This is a genomic window from Nesterenkonia sp. (assembly GCF_029265375.1).
Lineage (GTDB): Bacteria > Actinomycetota > Actinomycetes > Actinomycetales > Micrococcaceae > Nesterenkonia.
Map to the genome: position 1 here is coordinate 105,616 of NZ_JAJUJJ010000005.1, position 15,013 is coordinate 120,628.

At 67.6% G+C, this 15,013-nt stretch carries 8 protein-coding genes; 3 read left to right on the forward strand and 5 right to left on the reverse strand.

Annotated features, from left to right (window positions below; translation table 11 throughout):
• Positions 1-90 precede the first annotated feature (90 nt).
• Entirely contained in the window at positions 91-3,003 is a 2,913-nt protein-coding gene (gene uvrA / locus Q1K09_RS03605; RefSeq protein WP_300343328.1) for an excinuclease ABC subunit UvrA, read from the reverse strand.
• A 248-nt stretch (positions 3,004-3,251) separates the two neighbouring features.
• Here uvrA and Q1K09_RS03610 point away from each other — a divergent pair, with 248 nt between their 5' ends.
• Together Q1K09_RS03610 and Q1K09_RS03615 are read left to right on the forward strand one after the other, a co-directional pair.
• On the forward strand, positions 3,252-3,920 hold the full coding sequence (locus tag Q1K09_RS03610) for an MBL fold metallo-hydrolase (RefSeq protein WP_300343303.1): 669 nt from the start codon (positions 3,252-3,254) through the stop codon (positions 3,918-3,920).
• Positions 3,921-3,931: 11 nt separating this feature from the next.
• Positions 3,932-6,553: an RNA helicase gene (locus Q1K09_RS03615; protein WP_300343304.1), complete on the forward strand. Its 2,622-nt coding sequence runs from the start codon at positions 3,932-3,934 to the stop codon at positions 6,551-6,553.
• Positions 6,554-6,590: 37 nt separating this feature from the next.
• Here the strand turns inward: Q1K09_RS03615 and Q1K09_RS03620 are convergent, their stop codons facing one another.
• Positions 6,591-9,311, reverse strand: coding sequence for a hypothetical protein (locus Q1K09_RS03620; RefSeq protein WP_300343306.1), 2,721 nt, complete (start codon positions 9,309-9,311; stop codon positions 6,591-6,593).
• Positions 9,312-9,358: 47 nt separating this feature from the next.
• Between Q1K09_RS03620 and Q1K09_RS03625 the strand changes: the two genes are divergently transcribed.
• Positions 9,359-10,666 (forward strand): alpha/beta fold hydrolase, encoded by a 1,308-nt coding sequence (locus Q1K09_RS03625; protein WP_300343308.1) that lies wholly within the window; start codon positions 9,359-9,361, stop codon positions 10,664-10,666.
• 21 nt (positions 10,667-10,687) lie between these two features.
• Here the strand turns inward: Q1K09_RS03625 and uvrB are convergent, their stop codons facing one another.
• From uvrB to Q1K09_RS03640, 3 genes are all read right to left on the reverse strand, one after another.
• Positions 10,688-12,823 carry an excinuclease ABC subunit UvrB gene (gene uvrB, locus Q1K09_RS03630; protein WP_300343310.1) on the reverse strand — a complete coding sequence of 712 codons (2,136 nt, stop codon included), beginning with the start codon at positions 12,821-12,823 and terminating at the stop codon, positions 10,688-10,690.
• Between the two features lie 41 nt (positions 12,824-12,864).
• Positions 12,865-13,479 carry a dephospho-CoA kinase gene (gene coaE, locus Q1K09_RS03635; protein ID WP_300343312.1) on the reverse strand — a complete coding sequence of 205 codons (615 nt, stop codon included), beginning with the start codon at positions 13,477-13,479 and terminating at the stop codon, positions 12,865-12,867.
• Between the two features lie 87 nt (positions 13,480-13,566).
• Positions 13,567-15,013: BCCT family transporter (locus tag Q1K09_RS03640; RefSeq protein WP_300343314.1), on the reverse strand; the 1,447-nt coding region annotated here is incomplete at its 5' end.

The window sequence follows — 15,013 nt, forward strand, 5'->3', positions numbered from 1 at the left end:
CCAGCCGCCCGCCGGCGATCCGGACGCACTCCTGGCCCCGGGTGCGGCCTTCGACCGCGGCGGTGGAGTCGGGGGTTCCGGATGCGCTGGTCACGTGGGGGAGTTTAGCAACGCGTGAAGGAACCGGCCGGTGTGGGATCCGCTCTCCCGATGCTCTGCGGCGACCTGCTCGGGGGTTCCCTCGGCGATGATGCGCCCGCCTCCGGAGCCGCCCTCCGGGCCGAGGTCCAGGATCCAGTCGGCGGACTTGATGACATCGAGGTTGTGCTCAATGGTCACCACCGTGTTGCCCTTGTCCACCAAGCCCTGCAGCACGCCCAGCAGCTTGCGGATATCCTCAAAGTGCAGGCCGGTGGTCGGCTCGTCCAGCACATAGATGGACCGTCCGTTGGAGCGCTTCTGCAGCTCGGAGGCCAGCTTCACCCGCTGCGCCTCTCCCCCGGAGAGCGTGGTCGCTGACTGACCCAGCCGCACATAGCCCAGCCCGACGTCGACCAGGGTGTTCAGGTGCCGGGCGATGGGGGCGAATGCGGCGAAGAACTCCGCGGCCTCCTCGATCGGCATGTCCAGGACTTCAGCGATGTTCTTGCCCTTGTAGAGGATCTCCAGGGTCTCGCGGTTGTAGCGGGCTCCCTGGCACACCTCGCAGGGGACGTAGACATCGGGCAGGAAGTTCATCTCGATCTTCAGCGTGCCGTCGCCGGTGCAGGCTTCGCAGCGTCCGCCTTTGATGTTGAAGCTGAACCGGCCGGGCTGGTAGCCGCGGGCCTTGGCCTCATTGGTGGAGGCGAAGAGCTTGCGGATGTGGTCGAAGACCCCGGTATAGGTGGCCGGGTTCGAGCGCGGAGTGCGCCCGATGGGGCTCTGGTCCACCTGGATGATCTTGTCCAGGTGCTCCTCCACCCCGTCGATGCGGCGGTGGCGCCCCGGCACCTGACGCGCATTGTTCAGCCGGTTGGCCAGGGCCTTGGAGAGGATCTCATTGATCAGGGTGGACTTCCCGGAACCGGAGACTCCGGTCACCGCCAGGAATACGCCCAGCGGGATGTCCACGCTGACGTTGTCCAGGTTGTTCTCCTGGGCTTCGACGACCCGCAGGCAGCGCTGCGGGTCCACAGGGCGGCGCTGCGCGGGCACGGCGATGCTCCGCCGGCCGGCCAGATAGTCACCGGTGATGGAGGATTCGTTGGCGCGCAGGCCCTCCACCGAGCCGGAATGCACGATCGAGCCTCCGCGCTCCCCTGCCCCGGGACCGATGTCCACGACCCAGTCGGCCTCGGCGATGGTGTCCTCATCGTGTTCGACCACGATGAGCGTATTCCCCAGATCCCGCAGGCGGGTCAGGGTCTGGATCAGCCGTGTGTTGTCCCGCTGGTGCAGCCCGATGCTGGGCTCATCGAGCACGTAGAGGACTCCGACCAGCCCAGAGCCGATCTGGGTGGCCAGGCGGATGCGCTGGGCCTCCCCGCCGGAGAGGGTGCCGGCGGCGCGCTCCAGCGTGAGGTAGTTCAGCCCGACGTCGAGCAGGAACTGCAGGCGGGCGTGGATCTCTTTGAGCACCTGGTCGGCGATCTTCGCATCGCGGGCTGACAGCTGCAGGGAGTGGAAGAACTCCGCGCAGTCCTCCAGGGAGAGCCGCGCGACCTCGGCGATCGACTTTCCGTTGACCAGCACGGAGAGCACGGCGGGGTTCAGCCGCTGCCCGTCGCAGGCCGGGCAGGGGATCTGCCGCATGTACTGCTCGTAGCGGTCCCGGGCGTTGTCCGACTCCACCTCTGCGTGCTTGCGCTCAATATAGGACAGCACACCCTCGAAACCGCTGGTGTAGCGCCGTTCGCGGCCCCAGCGGTTGCGGTAGGAGACCTTGACCTTGAAGTTGCGTCCGTGCAGCAGCGCCTTGCGCACCTTGGCCGGAAGCTTCTGCCAGGGGGTGTCCAGATCGAAGTCCAGCTCGTCGCCCAGCCCTGCCATCAGGCGCAGCCAGTACTTCTTCGTCTCGGTGCCGGCAGACCAGGGCGCGATCGCGCCCTGGTTCAGGGTCAGCGTGTCGTCGGGGACCACCAGCTCGGGGTCCACCTCCAGCCGGGACCCGATGCCGGAGCACACGTCGCAGGCGCCGAAGGGAGAGTTGAAGCTGAAGGTGCGCGGCTCGATCTCATCGATCGGCAGCGGATGCTCGTTCGGGCAGGCCAGGTTCTCCGAGAAGGTGCGGTGCTTCGGTCCGGTGAGCCCCTCGGGCACGCGGCTGGGATCGGCGGGCCGGCCGTCCTCGTCCAGGTCCACCAGGTCGATCACCACGCGCCCGTCGGCCTGCTTCAGCGCGGTCTCGATGGAGTCGGTGAGCCGTTGGCGCATACCCTCACGGATGACCAGCCGGTCGATGACCACGTCGATGGTGTGCTTGTACTGCTTCTCCAGTGCGGGCGGATCATTGAGCTGGATGAGCTCGCCGTCCACCAGCGCGCGGGAGAACCCGGCGCCGGCCAGCTCCCGGAAGAGGTCCTTGAACTCGCCTTTGCGTTCGCGCACCACCGGCGCCAGCACCTGGAACCGAGTCTTCTCCGGGAAGGACATCACTTGGTCCACGATCTGCTGCGGAGTCTGCCGGTCGATCTTCTCCCCGCACTCCGGGCAGTGCGGCACCCCGATGCGCGCCCAGAGCAGACGCAGATAGTCGTGGATCTCGGTGACGGTGCCGACGGTGGACCGCGGATTGCGGGAGGTGGACTTCTGGTCGATGGAGACTGCCGGGGAGAGTCCCTCGATGAAGTCGATGTCCGGCTTGTCCACCCGCCCCAGGAACTGCCGGGCGTATGCGGACAGCGACTCCACATAGCGGCGCTGACCTTCGGCGAAGATAGTGTCGAAGGCCAGCGAGGACTTCCCTGACCCGGAGAGGCCGGTGAAGACGATGAACGCGCTGCGTGGAAGCTCCACGGCTACGTTCTTCAGATTGTGCTCGCGGGCCCCCTGCACCACGATCCGGTCCGCCTCGGCGCGCACACCGGAGGGAGCTCCGTTGCTCGAGGGGCTCCCGGCAGTCCCGGCACGGTAATAGTCGTCCACGGACTCGATCACAGGGGCAGTCGGCTCAGGCACGCGCACAAGTCTAAGGCCCACAGTGGGATCGAACAAGTGTTCGATTTCACACTGCAGGTCCGCGTCCGCCCGCGCCTGTACGGAGGAGGGGTGAGGCGGCCGGTGGCCGTCGCCCTGCACAGCAGCGGGTCCTCACGCATACACTGGAGCGCATGGCCCCGGAAAGCTCCTTGATCTACGACCTGCCCGCTGTGACCGTTCGGCGCATCTCCGTCAGTGAGATGAGCAACAACGTCTACCTGCTCACCGCCAAGAAGTCGGGGGTCCAGGTGCTCATCGACGCCGCCGACGAACCGGAGTCCATCACGGCGATGATCGACGTAGCCAGCGGTGACACTCCGTGCTCCCCCGGCCTGCGGGCTGTGCTGACCACTCATCAGCACTGGGATCATATTCGGGCGCTTCCGCAGCTGGCGGAGACCCCCGGAGTGGAGCTGGCCGCCGGCGAGTTCGACGCCGAGGCCATCGAGAAGGACAAGGGCGTGCGGATCACGCGGCGGCTGCAGCACGGTGAGACGGTGCAGTACGACGGGATCGCGCTGGATGTGATCCACCTGCGCGGCCACACCCCCGGCTCGGTGGCCTTCGTCTACCCGGTGGAGGACGGACCCACGCATATCTTCACCGGGGACTCCCTGTTTCCCGGCGGCGTGGGGAAGACCTGGAGCGCGGAGGACTTCACGCAGCTGATCGACGACGTCTCCTCCCGCATCTTCGATGCGTACGACGACGACACGATCATTCACCCCGGCCACGGAGCACCCACCACTCTCGGCGAAGAGCGCAGCAAGCTTCCCGAGTGGCGCGAGCGCGGCTGGTGAGCCCGGAGGCGATGACCACCGTTGCCCCGCGTCTGGAGGTCCCCGGATCCTGGGCCGCGTCCGCGCCGGAGGACCTGATAGAGGTCTTCACCGAGTGGACGGCCGCCCGCGGCATCCAGCTCTATCCCGCCCAGCAGGACGCGGTGATGGAGCTGGCCGCCGGCAATCACGTGATTATGGCTACCCCCACAGGGTCCGGGAAGTCCCTGGTGGCACTGGCTGCTCATTTCTTCGCCCTGGCCCGTGGTGAGCGCAGCGTCTACACCGCACCGATCAAGGCCCTGGTCAGCGAAAAGTTCTTCTCCCTGGTGGAGGTCTTCGGGCCCGAGAAGGTCGGGATGGTCACCGGCGACTCGGCGGTCAACGCCTCGGCCCCCATCATCTGCTGCACCGCAGAGATCCTGGCCAATGAGGCGCTGCGCGAAGGTCCGGAGGCCGACGTCGGGCCGGTGGTGATGGACGAGTTTCACTTCTACGCCGAACCGGAGCGCGGCTGGGCCTGGCAGGTGCCGCTGATTGAGCTGGCCCCCACCGGGGGCGGTGTCAGCTCGGCGCAGTTCCTGCTGATGTCGGCCACTCTGGGCGATACCAGCCGGTTCGAGAAGCGCCTGGCCGAGCGCACCGGCCGCGACGTCGTCGTCGTCTCCTCCGCCCAGCGGCCCGTGCCGCTGAGCTACGAGTACTCCACCGTCCCGCTGGTGGAGAAGCTGGAGCAGCTGGCCGCCTCCGGTCTGGCGCCGGTGTATGTGGTGCACTTCTCCCAGCGGGAGGCTGCCGAGCGGGCCGCAGGGCTGATGAGTCTGAACCTGCTGTCCAAGGCCGAGCGTGAGCAGCTGGCCCAGCGTCTGAAGACCTTCCGGTTCGCCAAGGGCTACGGTCAGACGCTGAAGCGGCTGCTGGCCTCCGGCGTCGGGGTCCATCACGCCGGAATGCTGCCGAAGTACCGCAGGCTGGTGGAGCAGCTGGCCCAGGACGGGCTGCTGAAGGTGGTCTCCGGCACTGACACTCTGGGGGTGGGCATCAATGTGCCCATCCGCACCGTCCTGCTGACCGGACTGTCCAAATATGACGGCACCCGGGTGCGTCAGCTCAACGCACGGGAGTTCCATCAGATTGCCGGACGGGCCGGGCGCGCCGGGTTCGACACTGAGGGCGCAGTGGTGGTGCAGGCCCCTGAGCACGTCATTGAGAATGAGGCGGCCGCGCGGAAACTGGCTGCCAAGCATGCCGGCGATGAGGCGAAGCTGGCGCAGGCGATGAAGTCTTCGCCGAAGAAGAAGCCCCCGGAGGGATTCGTCTCCTGGAGCGAGAAGACCTACCAGCGTCTGGTGGAGGCCTCCCCGGAGCCGATGCTCTCCCGGATGCGCGTCACCTACGCCATGGTGCTGCAGCTGCTGCACCGGCCGGAGGACCCGATTCTGGCGATGCGGCGGCTGATCACCTCCTCGGACGAGTCGCCGACGCGGCAGGCTCAGCTGCAGCGCCGGGCCCTGGAGATCCTGCGGGAGCTGCTGGCCGCCGGAGTGCTGGAGCGACTCGAGGAGCCGGATGAAGACGGCCGGAGCGTGGATCTGACCCTGGACCTGCAGGACGACTTCGCCCTGAACCAGCCCCTGGCGCCCTTCGCGGTGGCCGCTCTGGAACTTCTGGACCCCGACTCGGAGACCTACGCGCTGGATGTGCTCAGCGTGGTGGAGGCCATCCTGGAGACCCCGTATCAGGTCACCGGCGCGCAGGTGAAGAAGCTGAAGTCGGAGCGGCTGGCCGAGCTGAAGGCCGAGGGCGTGGACTACACCGAGCGGATGCGGATTCTGGACGAGCTCACCCATCCTCAGCCGCTGGGTGAGCTGCTCGAGCAGCAGTTCGAGGTCTACCGGTCCTCCGCACCGTGGGTGGGCGACTTCGAGCTGCAGCCCAAATCGGTGGTGCGGGACATGGTGGAGCGGGCCTTCACGTTCGTGGACGCAGTGAACTTCTACGGCCTGGCGCGCAGCGAGGGCGTGCTGCTGCGCTACCTCACCGACGCCTACCGGACCCTGCGCCAGACGGTGCCGCACAGCCGGCGGAATGAGGAGCTGGAGGACCTCATCGAGTGGCTGGGTGAGGTGATCCGCCAGACTGACTCTTCCCTGCTGGAGGAGTGGGAGCGGCTGGCCGCGGCCGAGGATCCGCAGAAGCTGGCGGAGCTGGAGGCCCGCAGCGATCCGGCAGGCTCGGCCCCGCCGGCGGGGTTCACCTCCAATGAGCGGGCCTTCACCGTGGTGGTGCGCAATGCGATGTTCCGCCGGGCCGAACTGTTCGCCCAGGAGAAGGAGGAGCAGCTGGCCGCACTGGAGACCGCCCACTCCCCCAGCTCGGAATGGGCTGAGCCTGAGCGCTGGGGCGAGGCGATGGATGAGTTCTTCGACGAGTACGACGACGCCTACACAGACGCGAAGGCCCGCAGCGCGCAGCTGTTCCGGCTGGACCGCTCGCCGGCGGGACGGGACGGGTTCTGGCACGCGGTGCAGGTGCTCGACGACGACCAGGGCAACCACGACGTCGGCATCCACGCCTGGGTGGACCTTGCCGCCTCGGATGAAGCCGAGGCGGCGGTGCTGACCGTCTACCACGTAGGAGAGCTGAAGCTGTAGGTCCCCGGCCGACCGGACGGGGGCGGCCGGGCTGCGCTCAGCTGCGCACCAGTTCCAGCGCACGCTGAGCCACATCAGCCTCCCGTTCGCTCAGCGTCTGAACCAGCCGGTCCACATGGGCGACCCGCGCAGCCCATTCGGGGCCGCGCTGCTGCCTGCGCGGCAGCGACTCCAGCAGCTGCGCCTCGCGCCACGCGGTGACCAGCGCGGCCTCATAGAGCCGCTGGTCCGCTTCCGCGGCGTCGCCGAGGCTGCCGCGTTCGCCGCCGAGCACTGCCACCATGTCAATCCGGGAAAGATCCAGCCCCATCGCCAATCCGTTGAGCCGGTCCCGCACAGCAGCCAGCTGGCGCCGGGCAGACCGCGCACCGGTCCACTGCCCGATGGCCTGCACGGCGGCCACCAGGACCAGCAGCACCGTCTGGGAGCCGGTCCATCCTGCTACGGCAACCGCCCAGAACAGCGCTTCGGGGCTCACAGCCGCCGCCTCCTGGTGGTTGTACTCCATGGTCCGGCCCAACTCGGTGAGGTCGTAGGCAAGCAGGCTGCCCAGCGGTATGCTCGGACTCTCATCGTCCACATTGCGCACCACCGGCTCAGTGGCGAGGAAGTAGTATTCGCCCAGTCGGCTGTCCAGACCGGCACTGATCTCTCCGGTCAGCGGCAGTCCGACTGCATAGCCGCCGTCGTCGAGAAGCCACACCGGCAGAATGGCCTGGCCCAGCTGAATCTCGCCGGTGACGGAGTTGATGACCTCCGGGTACTCCGCAGCGACCTCCTGCCGAATCTGCTGATAGGCGTCCAGCAGATCCCAGTAGTCGATCATGATGCCGTTCTCACGCTCGAGGTCCTGCCGGTAGTCGATGTAGTCCTCGATGGGCAGCAGCACCACCGTCAGTTCCAGACGGTCGGGCAGCAGCGCGACGTCGTCCCGCTCGGCGGCCCGCTCCATGCGCTCCCGCACATAGTCCAGGGTGACGGTCTCCTGATTGCTGGGGTGATCCTCCAAGGTGGGCGGGAAGGCGTAGTCCGGGATCTGCCCAGGATCCCCGAAGACCCTCAGCTCGGCCAGCGGCTGGTCACCGGTGAGGGTCCGTCCGAAGACTGTGGTGTGCTGGCCCTGCGCCGAGGCTGCCCAGCCGGCGATCAGTCCCACCAGGATGGGGAGAAGGATGATCCCGGCACCGACTGCCCCGGCGTGCCGGAGGGTGAACCAGCGGTTCCAGACTTTGCTGAGGCTGCGGCGGTTGCTGGGGTCCTCGTCCGTGGTCTGCTGAGCTGCGGCGCGCTGCAGCAGCTCCAGCATCCGTTCGGCGCAGTACTCGGCCGATCGGTCCCCCGGCCGCCCTAGGCCCAGCGATGCGCGCAGCTCAGCCTGGGTGTCTGAGGCGCCGGCAGTCACCGCGCGGAGGCGGGTCCGCATCCGCTGCTCCACCGCCTGATGCAGCTGATCAGTATTGTCGATGCGCCGCTGAAGGGAGTCGCCCAGCCGGCGCAGCGTGCCGCCTATGCGCTTCTCAGCCGCCCGCCAGCGCCGCAGAAGGTCCGCTTGGGCGGCGACTCGCTCTGGGCCCGGCTCCGCCCCGAGGCCTTCGACTCCTTCCTGCACCAGTGCCAGCAGCCGGGTCCGCTGTCCCTCCAGCCGGTCGCAGGCCTGCTCGTCGAGCAGCTCGCGGTGGCGAAGGATCTCCTCCACCGCTTGGACGAGCGGAAGCGCCAACTGCCCCAGCACGGTTCCGGAGTCGGCGAACCCCACCTGCACCGATGCGGCGTGCATCAGCGCGTCAGCCCGCCGTCGCAGCGCCTCGACCCGCTCTTCGAATCTCTCCAGACCGACAGGTTCCAGCGTGCCGTCCCTGGGGGTGCGTACCGGCGCGTCGGGGTCGATGAGTTCTCGGTGCAGCACCTGCTCCTGCCGCGCCAGGCTCAGGCTCTCAGCTCTGACTGCTTCCCACTGCTGCTTCAGCCGGCTGCTGGCCCGGCCGGCCTCCGCGCCGCGATCGGATGGTGCGGCCTGCAGCTGCGACTCCGCGATGAGGAACTCGACCTCCAGTGTGTCCAGCTCCAGCACAGTGCGGGCCAGCTGCAGCCGCGCCCGGGCGAAGCGGCGGCGTCTGCGGCGCTCAGCTGCGAGGCCTGCGATCCACAGCAGCGTGAGCAGCACGGCGGTCAGCAGCGGGATCGCTGCCATGGCGCCCCAGAAGACGGGCGAGCGGATGCCGGAGCCGTCGAAGGCCACCATGGCCGCGGTCTGCCCTGCCCCGACGACGGCGCTCGGCCCGTGCCCCATCGTCCGGTTGTTGATGAAGACCTCGCGGATGGTGCTGGCGGCCTGGTGGTGCGGCATCCAGTCGTCGAGCTGCGCCAGATGGGCTACGGAGACCCGCCTGGCATCGGGGAGCACAATATCCTCGTCCTGGGGGTCGTGCCCCACGGAGAGCATCACGTCCACCCCGTCGGGCAGCTGCCCGTTCTGGTACTCGTCCCACTCGAGCTCCCGCTCCACGACCATCATGGTGAACGGTTCCCGGCTCAGCGCCCGGCCCTGTGCCGCGGCCTCGACCGACTCCTGAGTGATGCCGTAGGGCAGCCCGTCCTCCACCACGAAGCTGATGGGGTGCTCCGGTTCGCTGGTGACCTGACGGTGCCCGTACTGGCCGATCAGCACCGAGAGGCCGGCCAGCAGCAGGGCCACCACCGGAACCCACCGGTGGTAACGACGAAACAGAGTTGTCAGGGGTGAGCCGCGCTCAGTCACTCGGACAGCTTATCCGGCTCCTGCCGCGGCCGTGAGAGTCTTGGACTATGACGACGCATACCCGCCTGCTGCTGGACGGTACCCGGATCCTTGACCATCGCGTCCACGTCCCCCTGGACTGGAACGATCCGGCCGGAGAGAGCATCTCCGTCTTCGCCCGCGAGTTCATCTCCGCGGAGGCGGCCGCCCGCGGGGAGACGCACGTGGCCGGCCTGCCGTTCCTGCTGTTTCTGCAGGGCGGCCCCGGCGGGAAGGGCAACCGGCCGGCGAAGCTCTCGGGCTGGATGGCGGAGCTCGGCCGAGATTTCCGCATCATTATGCTGGATCAGCGCGGCACTGGACTCTCTGCGCCGCAGAACCGGCAGACTCTGGCCGCCCGGGGCGGCCCCGCCGACCAAGCCCAGCATCTGCGGCGCTTCCGGGCCGATTCGATCATCCGCGATGCCGAGGCGCTGCGCGAGCAGCTGGGCATCAGTTCCTGGACCGTGTTCGGGCAGAGCTACGGCGGGTTCTGCACGCTGAGCTACCTCTCCTTCGCCCCCCAGCGGCTGGACCGCGCCCTGATCACCGGCGGCCTGGGGCCGCTGACCGGCAGCGCCGACCGGGTCTACGAGCACACGTATCCGCGGATGGCTGCGCGCAATGCGGAGTACTTCGCCCGCTTCCCGGAGGACCGGCAGCGGCTGGATCAGATCATCGACCACCTGCGCCGCCACCAGGTCTCTCTGCCGGACGGTTCACCGCTGACCGTGGCACGCCTGCAGCTGCTGGGCCTGGCCATGGGCGGCAATACCAAGGTCGATTCGCTGCACTATCTGCTGGAGGAGGCGTTCGTCGGCGGCACGCTCAGCGACACGTTCCTCACCGAGGTTCAGCAGCGCATCTCCTTCGCCACCCACCCGCTGTATGCGGTGATGCACGAATCCATCTACGGCCAGCCGGCGGAGATCACCGGCGGCACCGGGGCCACCGGCTGGGCCGCTGAGCGGGTGCGGGCACAGTTCGGCGAGTTCTCACCTGAGGCGGAGCAGCCGCTGCTGCTGGGCGAGATGATTCTGCGCGAGCATGTGCGGCTGGATCCGGCGCTGCAGCCGCTGTATGCCACAGCTGAGGAGCTCGCCGCTGTCGAAGATTGGCCGGCGCTCTACGACCTGGATCAGCTCAGCCGCAATACCGTGCCCACCGCGGCGGCGGTCTACACCGATGACGTGTTCGTCTCCCGTGAGCTCTCGCTGGAGACTGCCGAGCGGGTGGCGGGCCTCTCCGTCTTCGAGACCGACCAATTCCACCATGACGGGATCCACGACGACGGCGCCGCGATCCTGCGCGAGCTGCTGCGCCGCACCGAGTCCTGAGCGTTCGGGACGGCCGATCCGCTACTCGGCCGCCTTGATGGCGCGCAACTCCTTCTTCAGATCCGCCAGCTCATCACGCAGCCGGGCTGCCAGTTCGAAGTTCAGCTCCTCGGCGGCCCGGTGCATCTGCTGGGTCAGCTGCTCGATGAGATCAGCCGTATCTGCCGCCGGCGTCTGCGCGGCCAGCGATTCCTCGGCCGGCTCGCCGTCGGCTGCCGAGCCGTCGTCGCCCTTCTGGAACTGGGTGAGTCCGCGGTGGCCCTTGCCGTACTGGAAGCCGGTGGCCAGCCCGCCCATCCCCTGCAGCAGGTCGGCGGTGTCTGCGTCTTCGCGAGCCAGCTGGTCGGTGATATCGGCGATCCGCTTCACCAGCGGGGTCGGGTCGATGCCGTGCTCCTCGTTGTAGGCCAGCTGCTTGGCGCGGCGCCGGTTGGTCTCATCGATGGCGCGCTGCATGGAGTCGGTGATGCGGTCGGCGTACATGTGGACCTGGCCGCGCACATTGCGGGCCGCGCGCCCGATGGTCTGGATCAGTGAGGTGGTTGAGCGCAGGAAGCCTTCCTTGTCCGCGTCCAGGATCGCCACTAGGGAGACTTCCGGCAGGTCCAGGCCCTCACGGAGCAGGTTGATGCCGACCACCACTTCGAAGGTGCCCTTGCGCAGCTCGCGCAGGATCTCGATGCGTTTGAGGGTGTCGACGTCGCTGTGCAGATACTCAACCTTGACCCCGTGCTCCAGCAGGTACTCGGTGAGGTCTTCGGCCATGCGCTTGGTCAGCGTGGTGACCAGCACCCGCTCCCCCACCTCGCTGCGGCTGCGGATCTCGCCGAGCAGATCATCGATCTGCCCCTGGGTGGGTTTGACCACGATCTCCGGGTCCACCAGCCCGGTGGGCCGGATGATCTGCTCCACCACGCCGTCGGACTGGCTGAGCTCGTAGTCGCCGGGGGTCGCGGAGAGGTAGACGGTCTGGCCGATGCGTTCGAGGAACTCGTCCCATTTCAGGGGGCGGTTGTCCATGGCGCTGGGCAGCCGGAAGCCATGCTCCACCAGGGTGCGTTTGCGCGACATATCGCCTTCGTACATGCCGCCGATCTGCGGGATGGTCACATGCGACTCGTCGACGATCAGCAGGAAGTCGTCCGGGAAGTAGTCCAGCAGGCAGTGCGGGGCCGAGCCGGGGGCGCGTCCGTCGATGTGCCGGGAGTAGTTCTCGATGCCGTTGCAGAAGCCCATCTGCTGCATCATCTCCAGGTCATAGGTGGTGCGCATGCGCAGCCGCTGGGCCTCCAGCAGCTTGTTCTGCGACTCCAGCTCGGCCAGCCGCTCGCGCAGCTCATCCTCGATCCCGGTGATGGCTTTGGCCATCCGGTCATCGCCGGCCACATAGTGGCTGGCGGGGAAGATGTACATCTCCTCCTCTTCGCGCACCACCGTCCCGGTGAGCGGATGCAGAGTGTGGATGGCTTCGATCTCATCGCCGAAGAACTCGATGCGCACCGCGAGCTCCTCATACATCGGGATGATCTCCACGGTGTCCCCGCGCACCCGGAAGGTGCCGCGGTGGAAGTCGGTGTCATTGCGCACATACTGCATGGCCACGAATCGGCGCAGCAGCTCATCCCGGTCCACGGTCTCACCCCGGCGCACCGGCACCATCTGGGCGATGTACTCCTCCGGGGTTCCCAGGCCGTAGATGCAGGAGACGGTGGCGACCACCACCACGTCACGCCTGGTCAGCAGCGCATTGGTGGCCGAGTGGCGGAGACGTTCGACCTCCTCGTTGATGGAGGAGTCTTTCTCGATGAAGGTGTCGGTCTGCGGCACATAGGCCTCAGGCTGGTAGTAGTCGTAGTAGGAGACGAAGTACTCCACCGCGTTGTGCGGCAGCAGCTCGCGGAACTCATTGGCCAGCTGGGCGGCCAGCGTCTTGTTCTGCACCATCACCAGAGTGGGGCGCTGCACCTTTTCGATCAGCCAGGCGGCGGTGGCGGACTTCCCGGTGCCCGTGGCGCCCATGAGCACCACGTCCTTCTCCCCGCCTTCGATCCGCTCGGCCAGCTCCTCAATGGCCTTGGGCTGGTCGCCGGAGGGCTGATAGGGGCTGACCACTTTGAAGGGCGCCACGGTCCGCGAGATTTTCGGCGCAAGCGACATACGACTGCTCCCTTCCGTGGTCACCGGGTCCGGCTCCCAGCCTACTCGGGGGTGCGGACACGCTGGGCGAGGTTCACCATCAGCTCATCGACCTGGGCGTAGAGCTGCTCCAGAGTGCCTGAGTTGTCCAGGACGACGTCGGCTGCCGCGGCCCGCTGCTCATCGCTGGCCTGGGCACGGATCCGCGCCAGGGCTTCGTCCCGGCTCATTCCGCGCTGGTTCACCATGCGCCGGATCCGCTCCTCCGCCGGAGCGTGGACCACCACCACGAGGTCGAACCGGTCCTGCTGCCCGGATTCGACCAGCAGCGGGATGTCCTCCACCACGATGCTTCCGGCCGCAGCCGCGTCCCGCTGCCGGGCGGCCTCGGCGCGCACCCGCGGGTGCACGATGCTGTTGAGCAGTTCGCGGGCGTCGTCGTCGTCAAAGACCCGTCGGCCCAGGGCGGCCCGGTCCAGGGCGCCGTCCTCGGCCAGAACATCAGGTCCGAAGGCCTCTACGATCGCCTCCAGCCCCGGGCTCCCTGGTTCCACCACCTGCCGGGCGATCAGATCGGCGTCGATGATCACTGCTCCGTGTTCGGCCATGCGCTGGGAGACCGCGGACTTGCCGGAGGCGATCCCGCCGGTGAGGCCCACACTGACTGCGTCACTCATACCTGCAGATCCTACGCAGTGGTGCCCGCCGGGCGGGCACGCCGGGCGGGCACCACAGTCCGCATCTGCTTCAGCAGCCGGGGCGGGTCAGTTCCGCGGGGGCACGTCGGGGTCGGCCGGGTCCACCACGGGCTGCTCGCCGGTGCGGATCCGGTATTCGGTGACCACCTCGGGCTGTTCGACGTGCTCCACCTCCGGAGCGTTCTCCGGCTGGGTGCCCTCGGCGAAGTCGGGAGCGACCACCGCGTTGGCCAGCGTGTCGTCGTTCTCCTCCATGCGGCGCTTGTACTCCTCCTCGGGCAGGGTCTGCAGCCAGCGCCGGGTCCGCAGGAAACCGACCTCGCCGGCGTCCTCGCGCATGGCCCGGGAGAGGTTGTACATCACGAAGTAGCCGAGGATGAAGAACGGCAGGCCGAACATCAGTGCCACATTCTGCAGGGCCTCCAGCCCGCCCTCGCCGGTGGCGGTGAGCAGGACTGCTGCGATGGCTCCGATGGCGATGGTCCAGAAGGCTCGCTGGTGCAGCGGCGCTTTGCCCTCGAAGCCGTTGCACATGTCATCGAGCACCAGGGCGCAGGAGTCCATGGAGGTGATGAAGAAGATGCCCACCAGCATGATCGCGATGGACGAGGTGAGCGTGGCCAGCGGGAACTCAGCCAGGAAGGTGAACAGGGCCGTCTCCACACCGGCCTCGATCACCGAGTCCACCAGGCCGCCGTCGCCGTTGAGCTCAATATCGAACACGCCGGTGCCCCAGACGCCGAACCAGATGATGGTGAACACGGTCGGCAGCCCCAGCACGCCGGAGACAAACTGACGCACCGTGCGGCCACGGGAGATACGAGCGATGAAGATGCCCACGAAGGGCGCCCAAGCGATGGTCCAGGCCCAGTAGAAGATGGTCCAGGACTCCTGCCAGCCGCTGTCGGCCAAAGTGTCGTTCCACCAGGCGATCTCCGGCAGCATGTGCAGGTAGACGCCGGTCCACTCAAACATTCCGCGCAGCAGGTAGACGGTCGGGCCGGTGATCACGATGAACACCAGCAGGGCGACCGCAGTCCAGATGTTGAAGTTGGACAGCCGCTTAATGCCGCGTTCCACACCCAACACCGCTGAGACGGTGGCCACCAGTGTCACCACCCCAATGATCACCAGGAAGGCCCAGGCGGCGTCTGAGAGTCCGAAGAGTTGGGCCAGTCCGGCGTGGATCTGCATCGTGCCCAAGCCGATGGAGACCGCCACGCCGAAGATAGTTCCCACAATGGCGAAGACATCGATGGCCTTGCCGATGGGGCCGTGGATGCGGTCCCCGAGGATGGGCTGGAAGATCGAGGAGACGCGCGGGGGAAGCTTGCGCTTGTAGATGAAGTAGGCGAACGCCAGGCCGGGCAGGGTGAAGATGGTCCAGGTGTGCAGTCCGAAGTGGAACAGGGTGAAGCCCATCGCTTCGGAGGCGGCATCGCTGGTGCCGCCGACGACGGCGTCGGCCATCACGCCCTCGATGGAGGACACCAGGTCGCTGTCCCCGGCGGCC